Annotated in this window: 18 protein-coding genes; 13 read left to right on the plus strand and 5 right to left on the minus strand. The window is 39.9% G+C overall.

The genetic code is table 11. The features are described 5' to 3' along the window. Positions 1-13 precede the first annotated feature (13 nt). Complete coding sequence (mnmE, locus tag CUS89_RS15115; protein ID WP_104872717.1) at positions 14-1,411, minus strand: tRNA uridine-5-carboxymethylaminomethyl(34) synthesis GTPase MnmE; 1,398 nt, start codon at positions 1,409-1,411, stop codon at positions 14-16. 338 nt (positions 1,412-1,749) lie between these two features. Between mnmE and CUS89_RS15120 the strand changes: the two genes are divergently transcribed. Then, positions 1,750-2,088: a heavy metal-binding domain-containing protein gene (locus tag CUS89_RS15120; RefSeq protein WP_010734567.1), complete on the plus strand. Its 339-nt coding sequence runs from the start codon at positions 1,750-1,752 to the stop codon at positions 2,086-2,088. Positions 2,089-2,249: 161 nt separating this feature from the next. Here the strand turns inward: CUS89_RS15120 and jag are convergent, their stop codons facing one another. The 4 genes from jag to rpmH form a co-directional block, all read right to left on the minus strand. Next, a complete protein-coding gene (gene jag, locus CUS89_RS15125) occupies positions 2,250-2,993 on the minus strand; it encodes an RNA-binding cell elongation regulator Jag/EloR (protein WP_104872718.1) in 744 nt (247 codons plus the stop codon). A 14-nt stretch (positions 2,994-3,007) separates the two neighbouring features. Continuing rightward, entirely contained in the window at positions 3,008-3,829 is an 822-nt protein-coding gene (locus tag CUS89_RS15130) for a YidC/Oxa1 family membrane protein insertase (RefSeq protein WP_104872719.1), read from the minus strand. After that, positions 3,826-4,182: a ribonuclease P protein component gene (gene rnpA / locus CUS89_RS15135; RefSeq protein WP_010734564.1), complete on the minus strand. Its 357-nt coding sequence runs from the start codon at positions 4,180-4,182 to the stop codon at positions 3,826-3,828. Before rnpA ends, CUS89_RS15130 begins: the two co-directional genes overlap by 4 nt. A 118-nt stretch (positions 4,183-4,300) precedes the next feature. Then, positions 4,301-4,435 carry a 50S ribosomal protein L34 gene (rpmH, locus tag CUS89_RS15140; RefSeq protein ID WP_002293121.1) on the minus strand — a complete coding sequence of 45 codons (135 nt, stop codon included), beginning with the start codon at positions 4,433-4,435 and terminating at the stop codon, positions 4,301-4,303. Between the two features lie 539 nt (positions 4,436-4,974). Between rpmH and dnaA the strand changes: the two genes are divergently transcribed. The 12 genes from dnaA to dnaB all read left to right on the plus strand — a co-directional run bounded on the left by dnaA (position 4,975) and on the right by dnaB (position 19,183). After that, complete coding sequence (gene dnaA / locus CUS89_RS15145; RefSeq protein ID WP_023518857.1) at positions 4,975-6,309, plus strand: chromosomal replication initiator protein DnaA; 1,335 nt, start codon at positions 4,975-4,977, stop codon at positions 6,307-6,309. Between the two features lie 198 nt (positions 6,310-6,507). Beyond that, positions 6,508-7,638, plus strand: a complete 1,131-nt coding sequence (dnaN, locus tag CUS89_RS15150) for a DNA polymerase III subunit beta (RefSeq protein ID WP_019723042.1) — start codon at positions 6,508-6,510, stop codon at positions 7,636-7,638. A 207-nt stretch (positions 7,639-7,845) separates the two neighbouring features. Next, complete coding sequence (gene yaaA / locus CUS89_RS15155; RefSeq protein ID WP_019723041.1) at positions 7,846-8,088, plus strand: S4 domain-containing protein YaaA; 243 nt, start codon at positions 7,846-7,848, stop codon at positions 8,086-8,088. Next, positions 8,075-9,190 (plus strand): DNA replication/repair protein RecF, encoded by a 1,116-nt coding sequence (gene recF, locus CUS89_RS15160; RefSeq protein WP_104872720.1) that lies wholly within the window; start codon positions 8,075-8,077, stop codon positions 9,188-9,190. The genes yaaA and recF overlap by 14 nt, the downstream gene beginning before the upstream one ends. Before the next feature lie 6 nt (positions 9,191-9,196). Continuing rightward, complete coding sequence (gene gyrB, locus CUS89_RS15165; protein ID WP_104872721.1) at positions 9,197-11,143, plus strand: DNA topoisomerase (ATP-hydrolyzing) subunit B; 1,947 nt, start codon at positions 9,197-9,199, stop codon at positions 11,141-11,143. A 19-nt stretch (positions 11,144-11,162) separates the two neighbouring features. Further along, positions 11,163-13,658, plus strand: coding sequence for a DNA gyrase subunit A (gene gyrA, locus CUS89_RS15170; protein WP_104872722.1), 2,496 nt, complete (start codon positions 11,163-11,165; stop codon positions 13,656-13,658). A 236-nt stretch (positions 13,659-13,894) separates the two neighbouring features. After that, positions 13,895-14,194: a 30S ribosomal protein S6 gene (rpsF, locus tag CUS89_RS15175; protein ID WP_019723039.1), complete on the plus strand. Its 300-nt coding sequence runs from the start codon at positions 13,895-13,897 to the stop codon at positions 14,192-14,194. Between the two features lie 47 nt (positions 14,195-14,241). After that, positions 14,242-14,763, plus strand: coding sequence for a single-stranded DNA-binding protein (gene ssb / locus CUS89_RS15180; protein WP_010734556.1), 522 nt, complete (start codon positions 14,242-14,244; stop codon positions 14,761-14,763). Between the two features lie 25 nt (positions 14,764-14,788). Continuing rightward, entirely contained in the window at positions 14,789-15,025 is a 237-nt protein-coding gene (gene rpsR, locus CUS89_RS15185) for a 30S ribosomal protein S18 (RefSeq protein ID WP_010734555.1), read from the plus strand. Positions 15,026-15,191: 166 nt separating this feature from the next. Further along, complete coding sequence (locus CUS89_RS15190; protein ID WP_071867651.1) at positions 15,192-17,165, plus strand: DHH family phosphoesterase; 1,974 nt, start codon at positions 15,192-15,194, stop codon at positions 17,163-17,165. Positions 17,166-17,170: 5 nt separating this feature from the next. Next, entirely contained in the window at positions 17,171-17,623 is a 453-nt protein-coding gene (gene rplI, locus CUS89_RS15195; RefSeq protein WP_010734553.1) for a 50S ribosomal protein L9, read from the plus strand. A 192-nt stretch (positions 17,624-17,815) separates the two neighbouring features. Further along, on the plus strand, positions 17,816-19,183 hold the full coding sequence (dnaB, locus tag CUS89_RS15200) for a replicative DNA helicase (protein ID WP_010734552.1): 1,368 nt from the start codon (positions 17,816-17,818) through the stop codon (positions 19,181-19,183). Positions 19,184-19,276: the final 93 nt, after the last annotated feature.

Raw genomic sequence — 19,276 nt, forward strand, 5'->3', positions numbered from 1 at the left:
AACTGTTCCTCCTTTATTTTCCAAGACAAAATTGACTAAACAATTGTGTGATCAATTCATCTTGGACACTATCTCCTACGACTTCACCAAGGTAATCCCAACAGCGAGTCATATCCATTTGAACTAGGTCAACAGGCATACCCACATCGATTCCTGCGATCACTTCTTGTAAAGAGATGGCCGCTTTTTCGAGCAAGGCAATATGACGGGTATTGGACACGTAAGTTGCATCTCTTTCACCAGTTTGCCCGCCAAAGAACAACTCAGAAATTGCTGTTTCTAATCGGTCTAATCCTTCATTATTGGCAACCGATACAGCGAATACTGGTTCATCCTCGATCAATGATAAAAGCTTGTCTTCCTCTAATTGTTTCGGTAAATCAGTTTTATTCAATAGAATGATCCGTTTCAATCCTTTGGTTGCTTCCAATAACTGTTCATCTTCAATCGTCAATGGTTCGCTTTGATTCAAAACAAGTAAGATCAATTCTGATTCTGCCAAGGCTTTGCGACTACGAGCAACACCGATTTGTTCCACGATATCTTCTGTTTCCCGAATACCTGCTGTGTCGATCAGTTTCAACGGTACGCCACGAACATTGACGTATTCTTCAATCACATCTCTTGTCGTTCCCGCAATATCCGTCACGATGGCCTTTTCTTCTCGTAATAAATGGTTCAGTAAGCTTGACTTACCAACGTTTGGACGACCGATGATGGCCGTACTTAATCCTTCTCGCAAGACCTTGCCTTGTTGTGATGTTGCTAAAAGAACTTCGATACGTTGTTGGATCATCTGCGCTTTTTCTAATAGAAGTTTTGTCGTCAATTCTTCGACATCATCATATTCAGGGTAGTCGATATTCACTTCCACTTGTGCTAATGTCTCTAAAATCTCTTGTCGAAGGGAACGGATCAATGCAGACAGATTCCCATCCAATTGGTTCAACGCGACACCCATTGCCTTGTCTGTTTTCGCACGGATCAGATCCATAACTGCTTCAGCTTGGGATAAATCAACACGTCCATTTAGAAAAGCACGCTTTGTAAATTCTCCTGGCTCTGCTAAACGTGCGCCTTCTCTTAATAGAAGCTGTAAAATTTGATTGACGACAACGATGCCCCCATGACAATTGATTTCTACAACATCTTCTCGGGTAAATGTTCGTGGTGCGCGCATGACGGATACCATGACTTCATCGACTAATTGTTCACTTTTGGGATCGACGATATGCCCATAGTGAATCGTATGACTAGGAACATCCAACAACTGTTTATTGCCACTTTGATAGACTTTATTGGCAATGGTTAGCGCTTGATCACCGCTTAAACGCACAATGCTTATCGCCCCTTCACCCGGTGGCGTAGAGATTGCTGCAATCGTATCAAATTCTAAGGTTATTTCAGCCATTTTTTCACTTCCTTTTTCATTTTACGCACAAAAAAAGTGCCCACTTCACCCTTTGCAATAAATGGTGAACTTCGCACTTTGACTGCTTGTTCTGTTTAAATTCTGGTCATAGACTATCATATCTGATTCTAGGAATCAAGCTTTTTTGTTTAATTTTAAGAGAGTAACGAACCATTCTTAACCTTTTCTGTATAGGTCACTTTTGACTGGAAGTACCATTAGATAACTCTCTCTAGAAGTAAATCTTCTCTTATATCTTTATCTTTGCTCTGAAAAACGGTACACTTAAATGGTAGCGGTATCTACATACTTTTTCTTTACCGAAAGGAGCAAAAATTATGGCCCAATTTAAGCCTAGTGCAGTGGATGGGGTAGATGATCCACGAATCAATGAAGTTGTGTTATCAACAGGGAATATCAATCAAAAATATATCGTTAGAGATATCGTGTTTGTCGCAGAATGTATTGAAGGAGACTTATTCGATCCTACATTCAATAGTGATGACATGTTCTTGACCACAAAACAAAAATTAAAAAAGAAAGTGTTAGATTATGGCGCAAATGCGGTCATCAATTGTCACTTTGAATATCAACAAAAACCCCGAGATGGCAAACAGATCATCGAACTTTTTGCCTATGGTACCGTGATCCAGTTTGTTCAAACAACGATTGGTTGATCACAAAAAAACGTGCAGAGCGAAAGCTCTGCACGTTTTTTCTACCAAAGTAAAGACTACCATCGTATACTCCGATAAGAATGATTTCTAATAAAATATACTTTGTTTGGAAAAGTTTGTCAATCTGATCGTAAGATTTTGAGTCCTTCACTTCGTAATCGCTATCTGACTGGTTCGACAACTAAGTAACGATACGGTTCATCACCTTCTGAGTGGGTTTGTACCCCCTCATGTTTACTTAACGCCGCGTGGATTTGTTTGCGTTCAAACGCGGGCATCGGTTCTAAAAATACTGGTTGCCCTGTACGCAAGACTTTTTCTGCGGTGCGCTCAGCTAAACGTTGGATGATCTCTTGTCGTTTCTCACGATAATTGCCTACGTTTACAACGACGGATAATTTATTACCGGCTACTCGGTGAATAAACACTTGTGCCAAATATTGCAAGGCATTCAACGTTTTTCCATGTTTGCCGATCAATAAACCTTGTTTATCCGTTTCTAAGTGGAAGACGATCAAATTCGCTTCTCTTGTCATGTTTACTACAGCTGGTGCATTTAGTTGCTGGGAGATCTCAGTGAGATAGGTTGCTAATTCCGATAAAGCTGCTTCGTCACCTAATTCACTTTTCTCTTCAATCAAGTCCTCAGGTTCGATTTCATCCGTATTTTCTGGTTGAACAGATGTTTCTTCCAACACTTCTTCTACGGTTTCTTCAATCGTTTCAGAGACAACTTCGCTGATATTCGGTTCGATTGAAAGTTTGGCGTTTCTTTTTCCCATTCCGAGAAATCCTTTTTTTCCTTCATCAAGTATCTCAATAGCGACTTGCTCTTTTGCTAGTCCTAACTCCTTCAATCCAATTTCAACAGCTTCATCTACGGTTGCAGCTTCATAAATCGGCATTTGCATTCCCTCCCTTATTTTTTACGTTTTTTCTTAGGACTTTGTGCCTTACGCAAAGCACGTTCTTTTTCACGGATACGTTGTGCTTCTTCTTCACGCTCACGTTTGATTTTAAATGGATTATTGATCAATAGTGTTTGGAACACTTGGAAAGCATTTGATACTACCCAGTATAGTGAAAGTCCACTAGCTAAATTGACCCCCATGACTAAAATCATCACTGGCATCGCAAAGTTCATGACTTTCAATGAAGCATTCGATTCCACTTGGCTCATGCTTGATAGATACGTACTTGCAAATGTAAAGATGGCAGCCAAGACTGGTAAAATAAAGGTTGGGTCAGCGTTCCCTAAGTTCAACCATAAGAAGTGACCTTGACTCAACGCAGGAACACGAGAAATTGATTGCCATAAAGCCATTAAGATTGGCATTTGTACTAATAATGGTAAACAACCCGCATATGGATTCACACCATTTTCAGCATATAACCGTTGTTGTGCTTCTCTTAACTTACTTTGTGTTTCAGGATCTTTTGAACTATATTCTTGTTGGATCGCTTTTAGTTTTGGTTGAAGTTCTTGGGTCTTACGCATACTTTTTGTTTGGAAATGCATTAATGGTAATAAAATCACGCGAATGATGATCGTGAATAAAATGATCCCGATCCCAACATTTCCAAATGACAATGCTTTAATCGCTTCTGCAAAATAATAAACAATGTAGCGATCCCAAACCCCTGTACTTTGTGCGCTGACTTCTCCAGTTCCACAACCGGATAAGACGATGATCAGACCGACAAGTCCGGCCATCAAAAGTAAACGTTTGTATTTCTTCACTTACTCTTTTCCTCTCTGTCGATTATTTTTGCAAGCTTTAAGACATGGACTAAGTTGGAGCGAATCTCATCGTAAGTCAGTCCTTTGATGCTTGGTCTAGCAATCACAATAAAATCCAATTCCGGCTCGATCTCCTCTTTCAATGAATAGATCGCCGCACGGATTTTTCGTTTTACTTCATTGCGACATACAGCGTTTCCGACTTTCTTACCTACAGATAAGCCAACACGAAAATGCGGTTGTTCCTTCTTTTCTAAACGGTACACGACAAACTTACGGTTAGCAAAGGAAGCGCCGGTTTGAAACACCGCTTGGAACTCTCGTTCTTTTTTCACTCGATACGCTTTTTTCATTCGTTTTCTTTCCTTTTCTATCTCTCACTTACGCTCCCAATCATACCATATTTCCTCTAAGTCTTTCACCTTTTCCTCTAAAAAAGGGCATAAAAAAAACCACTGTAACCCCAGTGGTCTAAGCTGAAAGAACTTTTCTTCCTTTACGACGACGGCTAGCTAAAACACGACGTCCATTTTTAGTACTCATACGTTTACGGAATCCGTGAACTTTTTGACGTTTACGTTTATTTGGTTGGTATGTTCTTTTCATCTTGTTCCACCTCCAGAAATTCTTATCTACATGTACATGAATTAAACACAGACATACTTTGATAGTATAACGAGTACCTAGGTGGTTTGTCAATATAAAAAAAAGCTTTTATTCGAAAATAATTCTCTCATTTTATCCACAACGGTATTTTTCGCACTGTGTTTTCAATGTGGATAAAGTTATGCACAGAAGTTTTCCACAGCAATTTACCCTTAGTTTTTACACAGAATAAACAGCTGAAAATAAGTAATCCACAATTTCAGAATTTCCTGTGCATTGATTTCTGTAAGTACTGTCATTATTGCTTTTTTTATCCACAACCCACTGGGTAAATCTCTAGTTTTACACTACTTATCCACCTGTTGATTACTCTTGTGGATATCTTTTTTTCCTCTCTGTGTTTTTCTTCTTTTTTTTCCTTCTGGATAATGTGGATAATTGTTATAAAAAATTTTTTTCTTTTCTTTCTGTGGAAAACTTTTGTAAAAAATGCTAAATTAGTACTAGCTATTTACTTTTAATGAAGGAGGAGGCCTTGTATGGTATCCCTCGATGCTTTATGGACTGAATTAAAAACGACTTATCAAAAAGAACTGTCTCCAGCAAGTTACAATACTTGGATTGAGACAGCGCAACCTAAATCCTTAGAACAAAGCCAATTAGTGGTGACTGTTCCAAGCAAGATCCATAAGGAATATTGGGAAAAAAATCTCGCAACAAAGATTGTTGAGGTCGGCTACATGTTAACGGGAAAAGAGATTATTCCACGTTTTGTGACCGGTGAAGAAGCGGAACAAGAAGAAGTTGAAGAAATCAAAACAATGAAAGTTCCCCCAATCACACCAATCAAAAAAGCGATGTTGAATCCTAAGTATACCTTCGATACGTTTGTTATCGGAAAAGGCAACCAGATGGCTCATGCGGCTGCCTTGGTCGTCGCTGAAGATCCTGGTTCGATCTATAATCCATTGTTCTTCTACGGTGGTGTCGGACTTGGTAAGACTCACTTGATGCACGCGATTGGTCATCAAATGTTGTTAAGTCAACCGAATGCGAAGGTCAAATATGTAAGCAGTGAGACGTTTGCCAATGATTTTATCAATTCGATCCAAAATAAAACGGCCGAAGAATTTCGCCAAGAATATCGAAATGTTGACCTACTATTAGTCGATGATATTCAATTTTTTGCTGAGAAAGAAGCAACTCAAGAAGAATTTTTCCATACCTTCAATGCGCTTTACAATGAAGGAAAGCAAATCGTCCTAACGAGTGATCGTTTACCAAACGAAATCCCTAAATTGCAAGAACGTCTCGTTTCTCGCTTTGCTTGGGGTCTTTCAGTAGATATCACGCCACCTGATCTAGAAACAAGAACAGCTATTTTGAGAAAAAAAGCTGCAGCAGAGCGCTTAGAGATCCCCGATGATACCTTAAGTTATATTGCGGGACAAATCGATTCCAATATTCGTGAACTAGAAGGCGCCCTTGTACGTGTTCAAGCGTTTGCTACGATGAATAGTGAAGATATATCAACTAGTTTAGCTGCTGATGCTTTAAAGACATTGAAATCTGGCAAAGGTCACCCGCAACTCTCGATTTTGCAGATCCAAGAAGAAGTTGCAAAGTATTATCATATCCAATTAAAGGATCTAAAAGGAAAGAAACGCGTCAAATCGATCGTTGTTCCTCGTCAAATCGCTATGTACTTGGCTCGGGAATTAACCGATAGCTCTCTTCCTAAAATCGGCGCTGAATTTGGTGGTAAAGACCATACGACAGTCATCCATGCGCACGAAAAGATCCAGCAGCTGATCGATTCAAGTGTCAGCATGCAAAATGAAGTATCAGAAATCAAAAATTTCCTATTAAACTAAAAAAGATGCTTGATAGAAAGAAAAACGCATTGTGGATAAAAAGAGAAATCATTCGAAAGTTATACACATATTTTCCACAGCTGTTTTTTCTTTTCTCTTCTAGCATTTTTATAGTTTTCCACAGTATCAACAGTACCTAATACTTTTATTACTTTATTTACTAATAATAAAATAAATATATGGCAAAGGAGATCTACAATGAAAGTAACCTTAAACCGCGCAACATTTATGCAAGAATTGCAAACTGTTCAGCGTGCGATTTCAAGTAAAACGACAATTCCTATTTTGACTGGGGTCAAAATCACCCTCAATCAAGAAGGGCTGACTTTAACAGGAAGTAATGCAGATATTTCAATTGAAACCTTTCTATCTGTTGAAAATGAAAAAGCGCAAATGCAAATTGAAGCAACAGGAGCCATTGTTCTACAAGCTCGCTTCTTCAGTGAAATCATTCGTCGATTGCCCGAAGAAACCTTTACGCTAGAAGTGTTAGAAAACAAACAAGTGGCCATTACTTCAGGGAAAGCGAATTTCTTAGTGAATGGGTTAGATGCGGATAATTACCCTCATCTTCCTGTTGTAGAGAGTCACAACCAGATGAAATTACCTGTACATGTGTTGACCAAATTGATCAACGAAACAGTGTTTGCTGTTTCTCAACATGAAAGTCGCCCGATCCTGACAGGTGTTCATTTCATTTTGAAAGACAACTCGTTATTGGCAGTAGCAACTGACTCCCATCGTTTGAGTCAACGAGTGATCCCGATCGAACAATCAGCTGATCAATTCGATATCGTGATTCCTGGAAAAAGTTTGACTGAATTATCACGTTCATTGACAAACGAAGAAGAAATCGTAGAAATCAGTATTATGGAAAACCAAGTATTGTTCAAAACTGAAAATATGTATTTTTATTCACGCTTGTTAGAAGGGAATTATCCCGATACGAATCGTTTGATTCCTTCAAGTTTCAATACCGAAGTTGAATTTTCTGTCCCAAGCTTTTTAGCAGCGATTGAGCGTGCCTCTTTGCTCTCACATGAAGGACGCAACAATATCGTTCGTTTGTCGATTCAGCCTGATTCTGTTGTTCTATACGGTAATTCTCCTGAAATCGGAAAAGTAGAAGAAAGCTTGAACTATACGACTAGCACTGGTGATCCGCTGGATATTTCCTTTAATCCGGATTACATGAAAGCTGCTTTGCGTGCATTTGGCGATATGAGTATCAAAGTAAAATTCATTTCTGCTATTCGTCCATTTACGTTAGAACCAACGGAAGATGGAGTACAATTCATCCAATTGATTACTCCAGTACGCACAAACTAAAATACTAATTGAAATAAACTGAAAAAATAAACCATTTTAAACAGAAGGCCCTAAAATCAATTTTAAGGCTTTCTGTTTCTTTTTGTTCAAATCACCTTTTTTCATTTAAATCCGCTCATATGGAAAAATATATGGATAAATTTGTTTTCTTGCGAAAAAAAGGGTATAATAAAGTATACTTTTAATAATGAAAATGAGGGATGAAGAGTGAAACAACAAGTCATTCTAAAAACTGAGTTTATGACGTTGGGTCAAATGCTGAAAGAAGTCACAGTCATCGGCAGTGGTGGACAAGCAAAATGGTATTTAGCAGAAAACACGGTTTTGGTTGATGGCGAGCCAGAAAATCGTCGTGGACGAAAGCTTTATCCCGGTATGATGATCGAAGTTCCAGAAGCAGGAACTTTTTTTATGGTAAAAAAAGGGAATAACGATAATGAGGCTGAATAAGCTGCACCTCAAAAATTATCGAAACTATCAAGAATTGCAAATTGATTTTTCCAAAAACCTCGTGATTTTTTTAGGAGAAAATGCTCAAGGAAAAACGAATCTTTTGGAAAGTATTTATGTGCTTGCAATGACAAGAAGTCATCGTACGAATAGCGAACAAGAGTTGATTGGATGGAACGATGAGCAGTCGATGATCCAAGGAGAGATCACAAGAGGGACCTCTAAGATCCCTTTAGAGATCCAATTGTCTAAAAAAGGACGAAAAACAAAGATCAATCATATCGAACAAAAGAAGTTAAGTAGTTACGTTGGACAATTGAATGTCATTTTATTTGCTCCTGAAGATCTTTCTTTAGTAAAAGGAAGCCCACAGATCCGACGCAAATTTTTAGATATGGAATTAGGTCAGATCAATCCAATCTATCTTTATGATCTTGTCCAATATCAAGCAATCCTAAAGCAAAGAAATCAATATTTGAAGCAATTGAATGAAAAAAAACAAACGGATTTACTTTACCTTGATATTTTATCTGAACAATTAGCAGAATTTGGTAGCAAAGTACTAAAGGCAAGAGCCCAATTTATCAAGCGTTTAGAATATTGGGCAAATTCTTTACATCAACAAATCACACATCAAAAAGAACAGTTGGCCATCGAATATGTGACCGCCCTCTCTTCTTTAGACACCATGACAGTTCAAGAGATCCAGTCACAATTTTTGACGTTACTCGAGCAAAACAAAAAGAAAGATCTCTTTCGAGGGGCAACCACTGTGGGTCCCCATCGAGATGACCTTTCTTTTTTTGTCAATGAAAAAAACGTGCAAAATTTTGGTTCTCAAGGTCAACAACGAACAACGGCATTAAGTGTCAAATTAGCAGAAATTGATTTGATCAAAGAAGAAACAGGCGAGTATCCGATCCTCTTACTAGATGACGTGATGAGTGAGTTAGACGACCAGCGTCAACTCCATTTACTTGAAACGATCGAAGGGAAAGTACAGACATTCTTAACCACTACCTCCCTGGATCACGTTAAAAATAAAATGACTGTTGAACCTGAGATTTTTTATGTTCAGCAGGGAGAAATAAAAGGAGAATAAACATACATGACAGAAGAAAGAAGTTTAGTCGAGCGCGCAAAAGAATATGATGCCAGTCAGATTCAAGTGCTTGAAGGTCTTGAAGCCGTTCGGAAACGTCCGGGGATGTACATTGGTTCAACAAGTTCAGAAGGACTCCACCACTTAGTATGGGAAATCGTCGATAATTCGATCGATGAAGTCTTGGCAGGATTTGCGACAAAGATCCAAGTCATCATTGAAGAAGACAACAGTATCACTGTCATCGATGATGGTCGTGGGATTCCGGTCGATATCCAAGCGAAGACCGGTCGTCCAGCTGTAGAGACTGTTTTTACTGTCTTGCATGCGGGTGGTAAATTTGGCGGAGGCGGCTACAAAGTATCAGGTGGTCTGCATGGGGTTGGTTCGTCCGTTGTTAATGCACTATCGACACTATTAGATGTCAAAGTCTACAAAGATAGCAAGATCTATTACCAAGAATATCGTCGTGGGGCGGTAGTGGATGATTTGAAAGTCATCGGTGACACTGATTTGAGTGGAACGACCGTTCACTTTATCCCAGACCCAGAAATTTTTACAGAAACGACAACTTTCGACTTTAATAAATTGGCGACTCGTATCCGTGAGCTGGCTTTCTTGAATCGTGGGATGAAAATCTCAATTGAAGATCGTCGGGAAGAAAAGCCTGTCGTGAAAGAATACCATTATGACGGTGGAATCAAAAGCTACGTCGAATATTTAAATGCGAGCAAAACAGTGATTTTCCCAGAACCTGTTTATTTAGAAGGGGAGCAACAAGAAATCACTGTCGAAGTTTCGATGCAATATACAGACGGTTATCATTCCAATATCATGAGTTTTGCCAACAATATCCATACGTACGAAGGCGGAACACATGAATCAGGATTTAAGACAGCTTTGACACGGGTCATCAATGATTATGCCCGTAAGCAAAAATTGATGAAAGAAAATGATGATAATTTGATAGGTGAAGATGTGCGTGAAGGATTGACAGCAGTCATTTCGATCAAGCATCCAGATCCGCAGTTTGAAGGACAAACGAAAACAAAATTAGGAAACTCAGAAGTACGCACGGTCACTGATCGTTTGTTCAGTGAACATTTCATGAAATTCTTATTGGAAAACCCAAGTGTGGGCCGTCAGATCGTCGAAAAAGGACTACTTGCCTCTAGAGCCCGCTTAGCGGCTAAACGCGCGCGTGAAGTGACTAGAAGAAAAGGGGCATTGGAAATCAGTAATCTACCTGGTAAATTAGCCGATTGTTCCAGCAATGATCCTGAAAAAAGCGAATTGTTCATCGTCGAAGGAGATTCAGCCGGTGGTTCAGCAAAACAAGGACGAAGCCGTGAATTCCAAGCGATTTTACCGATCCGCGGGAAAATCTTGAACGTTGAAAAAGCAAGTATGGATAAAATTTTAGCCAACGAAGAAATCCGTTCACTGTTTACAGCGATGGGTACAGGGTTTGGTGAAGATTTCGACGTGTCCAAATCACGTTACCATAAATTAGTCATCATGACCGATGCCGATGTCGATGGTGCCCACATTCGTACGTTGCTATTGACGCTCTTTTATCGTTATATGCGCCCAATCGTGGAAGCTGGGTATGTGTATATCGCGCAACCACCGTTATACGGCGTCAAACAAGGAAAGAAAATCACGTATGTCCAACCAGGGAAAAATGCCGAAGAAGAGTTGAGAAAAGTCATCGAATCACTACCAGCAACACCAAAACCAAGTGTCCAACGATACAAAGGGCTTGGTGAGATGGATGATCATCAATTATGGGAAACGACGATGGATCCAAGCAAACGTATGATGGCTCGTGTCAGTGTAGATGATGCGATTGCTGCCGATGAAGTATTTGAAATGTTGATGGGTGATCGAGTGGAACCTCGTCGTGCATTCATTGAAGAAAATGCTCACTATGTTAAAAATCTAGATATTTAATCATGAAGGAGGAAGAAAAATGAGTGAAGAAATCAGAGAAAACATCCATGATGTCAATCTAACTAGCGAAATGAAAGACTCCTTCATAGATTACGCCATGAGTGTCATTGTCGCTCGGGCTTTACCAGATGTTAGAGATGGATTAAAACCAGTTCACCGCCGTATTTTATATGGGATGAATGAGCTAGGTGTCACACCAGACAAAGCACACAAGAAATCAGCCAGAATCGTGGGGGACGTTATGGGTAAATACCATCCCCATGGTGATAGTGCGATCTATGAGTCAATGGTTCGGATGGCGCAACCTTTTAGCTATCGCTACATGTTAGTAGATGGTCACGGAAACTTTGGGTCAGTTGATGGAGATGGCGCAGCTGCGATGCGTTATACCGAAGCAAGAATGAGTAAAATCGCGACAGAAATGTTACGTGATATCAACAAAAATACGGTTGATTTCCAAAGCAACTACGATGATACGGAAAAAGAACCAGTTGTCTTACCGGCACGTTTTCCTAACTTATTAGTCAATGGTACGACAGGGATCGCAGTCGGAATGGCGACGAATATCCCGCCACATAATCTGACAGAAGTTGTAGCAGCGATTGATCTGTTGATGGAAAATCCAGATGTCACAACCAATGAATTGATGGAAGTCTTACCTGGTCCTGATTTTCCTACCGGCGGTTTAGTCATGGGTAAATCCGGCATTCGTCGGGCGTATGAAACAGGAAAAGGTTCGATCACTGTTCGAGCAAAAGTAGAAATCACGGAAATGCCAAATGGCAAAGAGCGGATCTTAGTCACTGAATTGCCATACATGGTCAATAAAGCGAAATTGATTGAGCGAATTTCAGAATTGCATCGTGATAAACGAATTGAAGGTATTACGGATTTAAGAGATGAATCTTCTCGTGAAGGAATGCGTATCGTGATCGATGTACGTCGTGACGCGAGTGCTTCTGTCATTTTGAATAATCTCTACAAATTGACATCCTTACAAAACTCATTTGGTTTCAATATGTTAGCGATCGAAAAAGGCGTACCGAAAGTTCTAAGCTTGAAGCAGATCCTTGAAAATTATATTGAACACCAACGCGAAGTTATTACACGTCGTACGGTCTTTGAAAAGGATAAAGCGGAAGCAAGAGCACATATCTTAGAAGGACTACGAATCGCCTTAGATCATATTGATGAAATCATTGCGATCATTCGTGGCTCCAAATCAGATGAAGAAGCGAAAAACGCGATGATCGAGCGCTTCGAACTTTCTGACCGTCAATCGCAAGCAATCTTAGATATGCGTTTACGCCGTTTGACTGGTTTGGAAAGAGAAAAAATCGAAAATGAATACCAAGAATTATTGAAACTCATTGAAGATTTAGCTGATATTCTTGCTCGCCCTGAACGAGTAACAGAAATCATCCAAACTGAACTTGCTGAATTGAGTCAACGATTTGGCGACAAACGTCGTACCGAATTATTGGTCGGTGAAGTCTTGAGTTTAGAAGATGAAGATCTGATTGAAGAAGAAGAAATCGTGATCACATTGACGAATAATGGCTATATCAAACGTTTAGCCAACAACGAGTTCCGCGCACAACGTCGTGGAGGTCGAGGAATCCAAGGAATGGGCGTCCATAACGATGATTTCGTGAAAAATCTTGTTTCTTGTTCGACACATGATACATTGCTGTTCTTTACGAACAACGGAAAAGTGTATCGTGCCAAAGGATATGAGATCCCAGAATACGGACGTACAGCAAAAGGTATTCCGATCATCAATTTACTTGGTATTGATTCAAGTGAGAAGATCCAAGCAATCATCGCAGTAACTGGTGAAGCAGAGGAAGGACATTACTTGTTCTTTACTACACGCCAGGGAACAGTCAAACGTACGACTGTCACTGCTTTTGCCAATATCCGTAGCAATGGGTTGATTGCGATTGGTTTGAAAGAAAATGATGAATTGGTCAATGTCTTATTGACTGATGGTGAATCAAATATCATCATTGGTACACACGATGGATATTCTGTAACTTTTGCAGAAGATGCCGTTCGTGATATGGGACGTACAGCCTCTGGGGTTCGTGGGGTTCGTTTGAGAGAAGACGATTATGTTGTTGGAGCAGCCTTAATGAATGAAGATCATGAAGTCTTGATCATCACAGAAAAAGGTTACGGAAAACGTACCAAGGTTTCTGAGTACCCTGTCAAAGGACGTGGGGGTAAAGGGATCAAAACTGCAAATATCACTGAGAAAAATGGTCCATTAGCTGGATTGACGACGGTGACAGGCGAAGAGGATATTATGTTGATCACAGACAAAGGCGTCATCATCCGTTTCAACGTTTCAACGGTTTCTCAAACTGGTCGAGCAACGCTAGGCGTACGTTTGATCAAGATGGAAGCAGAAACGAAAGTTGTGACCATGGCAGCAGTAGAACCAGAACCTGCGGAAGAAGCGACCATCGAAGCAGACACAACAAACGTGGAAACAGACAACACAGAAGAATAGAAACAAGCGTAAAACCAACAGGATCATCTAAAAAATCCCCCCAGAGAATAGGTAAAACTATCTTTGGGGGTTTTTGCTCGTCTCAAGAGAAAAATTTGGAAAATAAAGGATAGTAGCTTGCTTTTTCAGTGCATTGCGTGTATAATTGAGGATTGTGAGTAGTCTAATTTATTAGAAAACTCTCCTTGCTCTTGGGAAAGCTGAGAGCCGAAAGTCCATAGGGAGGTGAAAAATCAATGGAAAACACGAAATATGAAATCATGTATATTATTCGTCCTAACATTGATGAAGAAGCAAAAACTGCTTTAATCGAACGTTTCGATTCAATCTTGAAAGATAACGGAGCTGAAGTTATCGAATCAAAAGATTGGGAAAAACGCCGTTTAGCATACGAAATGAACGGTTACCGTGAAGGTATCTATCACATCGTTAAAGTATCTTCTCCATCATCAGCAGATGCGATCAACGAGTTTGACCGTCTTGCTAAAATCAATGACGATATCGTTCGTCACATGATCGTAAAAGAAGAAGCTTAATTATTGTTTCACATGGAACAATCAAACGATGAGAGGAGATGACCATTTTGATTAATAACGTTGTACTAGTTGGACGTCTAACAAAAGATCCAGATTTACGATATACATCAAGTGGCACTGCTGTAGCAACGTTCACTTTAGCTGTCAATCGTAACTTCACGAGCCAAAACGGCAACCGTGAGGCGGATTTTATTAATTGTGTGATTTGGCGAAAATCAGCAGAAACACTAGCAAACTATGCACATAAAGGAACTCTTTTAGGTGTAACTGGTCGTATTCAAACGCGTTCTTATGATAATCAACAAGGACAACGTGTGTACGTAACAGAAGTAGTTGCTGAAAACTTCCAATTATTGGAAAGTCGTGCAGCATCTGAAAACCGTCAACAAAGCGGTGGCTACCAAGACACTGGTCAATCGACAAATAATTTTGGCGGAAACGGCGGAAACAATAACTATAATCAAACATCTCAATCATCCAACGGTATGCCTGATTTTGATCGTGATTCTTCTGATCCATTCGGATCAAGCTCAACGATCGACATTTCAGACGATGATTTACCATTCTAAACGAATTTGATAGGAGGGAAATAGAATGGCACAACAAAGAAGAGGCGGACGTAAACGTCGTAAAGTAGACTACATCGCTGCTAACCATATTGAATATATCGATTATAAAGATATCGAATTACTAAAAAGATTTATCTCAGAACGCGGTAAAATCTTGCCACGTCGTGTAACAGGTACAGGCGCTAAAAACCAACGTAAAATTACGATTGCAATCAAACGCGCACGTATCATGGGATTACTACCATTCGTTGGCGAAGAATAATTCGCTTTAGGAATGATTCTGTAGGAATACCCAATCGTTTCAAACCATTACAGAGGAAGTTATGACTACTGTCGTGACTTCCTCTTTTTGTTCCATTTAGGTGTTTAGTCGCTTACATGACATGAGTTATGGTAAAATTAGGCTAATCAGTTACGGGAGGAAAGACATGGATAAAGAAAAAATAAAAGTAAGCCCGAGCCCTCTGCTCATTCTTTTATTGATCCTTGCAGAAGTTTTGGTTGTATTATTGATGCCATTTCGATTGATCAGTGCATTGTTCATCCTGATCGTGAATTTATTTTGTATTCGTTATGGTTTAAAGATGAAACGGTGGTTGACTTTGAGGAATCGTGACAAGATCCAACAAGCTTCAACTGTTGCGGAATCCAATTTGAATTATGTTTCGGAGATCATGCCAGTCGGGATCATCTCTTATCAACCAGCGACACAAACCATTGATTGGCTGAACCCTTTCGCATTGAACGTGAAAGATCAAAGTTCATTATTAGAAGCAGACTTGTTAGAAACTTTTTTTTCAGCAAAAGAAAAAAAGAAAAACCAAGTCTATTTAGCCGACAAAACCTTTCAATTTGAATTGGATACGGTGAAAGGTGTCGTTTATTTTATTGACGTGACCCAAAACCAATTACTAAAGATCCATCAAGTGAACAGCCAGCCGATCATCGGTATTCTTTCAATCGACAACTATGCAGATACGGTCGATAAACTGGATGAAAAAGAAGTTTCTTATTTGAACTCCTTCATTACGACATTGATCTCTGACTGGATGAATGAATATCATGTGTTTTTTAAACGAATCAATTCAGAGCGCTTTTTCTTTTTTGGACAGATGAGTGACTTGAAAAAAATGATGGATAAGAAGTTTGATCTCTTAGATCGTTTACGGGCAGAAGCTGAAAGACAAAACCATCCATTGACACTTAGTATGGGCATCGCCTATGGGCAAAAGACCCTCGAAGAAATCGGTAGTGAAGCTCAAAATAACTTAGATATCGCCTTGGTTCGTGGTGGAGATCAGGTTGTAGTGAAAGAAGTTCGCGAAGGAGCGAAACCCACTTATTACGGGGGGAAATCAGCGACGACGATCAAACGTACGCGCGTTCGTTCACGGGCGATGAGTACTGCTTTACGCAAAATTTTTGATGAAACAGGCGATGTATTTATTATGGGGCATCGCTTCCCTGATATGGACGCTATCGGTTCAGCCGTTGGAGTCAGTTGTCTGGCACGCTTCAATCAGAAAAAAGCCTATATCGTCATCGATGAAAAAGAGATCATTCCAGATGTGGAACGCTGTTTAACAGAAATCCATAAAGAACCAGAGTTGGAGATGCAATTGATTACGCCAGAGCGTGCAATGGAGCTTAAGAAAGCCAAAGACTTACTCGTAATGGTCGATTACCATAAACCATCGCTATCGATCTCTCAGAGCCTTTACGAGCAATTTGATAAGATCGTGATCATTGACCATCATCGTCGAGGCGAAGAGTTTCCAAGCAAACCGCTTTTAACCTATATTGAATCATCTGCGTCTTCTGCCTCTGAGTTGGTCACAGAATTGATCCAATATCAAAGTAGCCGAACCAATCGGATCAGTCGTTTAGAGGCGACATTGTTGTTAGCTGGCATGACCGTTGATACAAATAACTTCAACGTGCGAACTACAGCACGTACGTTTGATGTTGCAAGCTATTTAAAGACTTGTAGTGCAGACGCATCCTTAGTACAATATTTATTGAGCTCTGATTTAGCCACTTATTTAGAAATCAGCCACTTGATCGCCCACAATGAACAAGTGACGGAGGATATTGTGGTGGCAGCAGGGACGGATGAAAAAGAGTATAATAGTGTTATCGCAGCAAAAACAGCAGATACGTTGCTCTCAATGGTCAATATCAACGGTGCTTTCGTCATTACGAAACGGACGGATGGCTTAGTTGGTATCAGTGCCCGCAGCACAGGAACGATCAATGTCCAATTGATCATGGAATCCTTAGGCGGTGGCGGACATTTCACCAATGCGGCAACACAACTGGAAAATGTGACTGTAGAAGAAGCAAAACAACAACTGCTCGCTGCTATCCAAGAAAATATGAATCAATTATATAAAAAGGAGTAGATGAGATGAAAGTCATTTTCTTACAAGATGTCAAAGGTAAAGGCAAAAAAGGCGATGTCAAAGAAGTCCCTACAGGCTATGCACAAAATTATTTGATCAAGAACAATCTAGCAAAAGAAGCAAATAAAAGCAGCATCAGTCAGCTAGAAGGACAGAAAAAAGCCCAAGAAAAACAAGAAGCAGAAATCCTTGAAGAAGCCAAAAAATTAAAAGAATTTCTTGAAAAAGAAGAAACTGTCGTTGAATTAAAAGCCAAAGCAGGAGAAGACAGCCGTTTGTTTGGCTCGATCCCATCAAAACAAATCGCTGAAGGCTTGAATAAACAATACAAAGTAAAATTAGACAAACGTAAAATCGAGTTGAACAACCCGATCCGTACGTTAGGTTATACCAATGTACCTGTGAAACTACACCATGAAGTGACTGCAACGATCAAGGTACACGTTGTCTCTGAATAAACGAAAAGAACATGTAACGAAATCGCTTCGATAAATCAGCCGCAGAGGACAAAAATAGCTTTCGATTATTTTTGACTTTTGCGGTCTATTTTCGAAGGAACAGCTTTTTGGAACAGATGTTCATTTTTTAGGGATGACTTTTCTGCCATTTTCTTGTAAAATGAAGCAATTGAAAGCAAGGAGCGATAGAATATGAGTGAAGTGTGGCAGGATCGAATTCCACCGCAAAATATTGAAGCTGAGCAAGCGGTTCTAGGTTCTGTTTTTCTAGACGCTGAAACGATCATCGATGCCATGGAGTACATAGAACCGAAAGATTTTTATCGTCGGGGACATCAAATCATTTTTGAAATCATGATCGAATTGAATGACCGTAGTGAAGCGATTGACGTCGTGACGGTCAAAGATCGTTTGGAACAACGTAATCTCTTAGAAGATGCTGGCGGAGTCAGTTACTTATCTGATTTAGCGTTAGCTGTACCAACGGCAGCAAACATCGTCTACTACGCAAAGATTGTGGAAGAAAAATCGTTGCTTCGTAATTTGATCCAAACAGCAACAGGGATCGTTACCAGAGGATTTGAACAAGGAGAAGAAGTCCAATCCATCTTAGATGATGCGGAACGTAGCATTCTTGAAGTATCAGAAAAACGTAATCGTAGCGGGTTCTTATCCATTGCGGAAGTCTTGAATTCTACGATTGAAAATATTGACCAACTCGCGCAAAACAATGAAGAGATCACAGGTTTACCAACGGGTTACCAAGGATTAGATAAAATGACTGCTGGCTTCCAAGCAGAAGAGCTGATTATTTTAGCTGCACGTCCGGCGGTAGGGAAAACCGCCTTTGCCTTGAATATTGCCCAAAATGTCGGCACAAAGACAGATCGTTCCGTAGCGATCTTCAGTCTAGAGATGGGGGCAGAATCATTAGTCAACCGGATGCTTTGTGCGGAAGGTTCGATTGAAGCGAGTCACTTACGTACGGGACAGCTTTCAGAAGAAGAATGGTCCAATTTGATCGTTGCAATGGGTAGTTTATCCAAAGCAAATATCTTCATTGATGATACACCAGGGATCAAAATCTCTGAGATACGAGCAAAATGTCGGAAACTCGCACAAGAAAAAGGGAATCTAGGTTTGATACTCATCGATTACTTGCAGTTGATCGAAGGAAATGGGAAAGAAAACCGCCAACAAGAAGTATCCGATATCTCACGTCAATTGAAAAAGCTAGCGAAAGAATTAAAAGTTCCCGTAATTGCTCTTTCCCAGCTTTCTCGTGGGGTGGAACAACGCCAAGATAAACGACCTGTCTTAAGTGATATCCGTGAGTCTGGTTCGATCGAGCAGGATGCAGATATCGTAGCATTCTTATATCGTGATGATTACTATGAACGTGAAGGTGGCGAAGATGGCGATGCGCCAGAACCACAAAACGATAATGTGATCGAAGTCATCATTGAAAAAAACCGGAGTGGAGCAAGGGGAACGGTGGAATTGCTCTTTATCAAAGAATACAATAAATTTTCCTCGCTTTCTCCGCGAGAAGAATATTAGAACGAATAAATCTGAATAAATCAAACATCGAGGTCAGGACATTAGCTTCGAGAAATAAGGCGTCATCCATGAAAATTGTTCTTCAAATTTTTG

It is taken from the genome of Enterococcus mundtii (assembly GCF_002947535.1).
GTDB lineage: Bacteria > Bacillota > Bacilli > Lactobacillales > Enterococcaceae > Enterococcus_B > Enterococcus_B mundtii_B.

Excerpts from the sequence above, each read along its gene's own strand:
- mnmE (WP_104872717.1), bottom strand. The coding sequence starts at position 1,411 with ATGGCTGAAATAACCTTAGAATTTGATACGATTGCAGCAATCTCTACG.
- CUS89_RS15120 (WP_010734567.1), top strand. The coding sequence starts at position 1,750 with ATGGCCCAATTTAAGCCTAGTGCAGTGGATGGGGTAGATGATCCACGA.
- jag (WP_104872718.1), bottom strand. The coding sequence starts at position 2,993 with ATGCCGATTTATGAAGCTGCAACCGTAGATGAAGCTGTTGAAATTGGA.
- rnpA (WP_010734564.1), bottom strand. The coding sequence starts at position 4,182 with ATGAAAAAAGCGTATCGAGTGAAAAAAGAACGAGAGTTCCAAGCGGTG.
- rpmH (WP_002293121.1), bottom strand. The coding sequence starts at position 4,435 with ATGAAAAGAACATACCAACCAAATAAACGTAAACGTCAAAAAGTTCAC.
- dnaA (WP_023518857.1), top strand. The coding sequence starts at position 4,975 with ATGGTATCCCTCGATGCTTTATGGACTGAATTAAAAACGACTTATCAA.
- dnaN (WP_019723042.1), top strand. The coding sequence starts at position 6,508 with ATGAAAGTAACCTTAAACCGCGCAACATTTATGCAAGAATTGCAAACT.
- recF (WP_104872720.1), top strand. The coding sequence starts at position 8,075 with ATGAGGCTGAATAAGCTGCACCTCAAAAATTATCGAAACTATCAAGAA.
- gyrB (WP_104872721.1), top strand. The coding sequence starts at position 9,197 with ATGACAGAAGAAAGAAGTTTAGTCGAGCGCGCAAAAGAATATGATGCC.
- gyrA (WP_104872722.1), top strand. The coding sequence starts at position 11,163 with ATGAGTGAAGAAATCAGAGAAAACATCCATGATGTCAATCTAACTAGC.
- rpsF (WP_019723039.1), top strand. The coding sequence starts at position 13,895 with ATGGAAAACACGAAATATGAAATCATGTATATTATTCGTCCTAACATT.
- rpsR (WP_010734555.1), top strand. The coding sequence starts at position 14,789 with ATGGCACAACAAAGAAGAGGCGGACGTAAACGTCGTAAAGTAGACTAC.
- CUS89_RS15190 (WP_071867651.1), top strand. The coding sequence starts at position 15,192 with ATGGATAAAGAAAAAATAAAAGTAAGCCCGAGCCCTCTGCTCATTCTT.
- rplI (WP_010734553.1), top strand. The coding sequence starts at position 17,171 with ATGAAAGTCATTTTCTTACAAGATGTCAAAGGTAAAGGCAAAAAAGGC.
- dnaB (WP_010734552.1), top strand. The coding sequence starts at position 17,816 with ATGAGTGAAGTGTGGCAGGATCGAATTCCACCGCAAAATATTGAAGCT.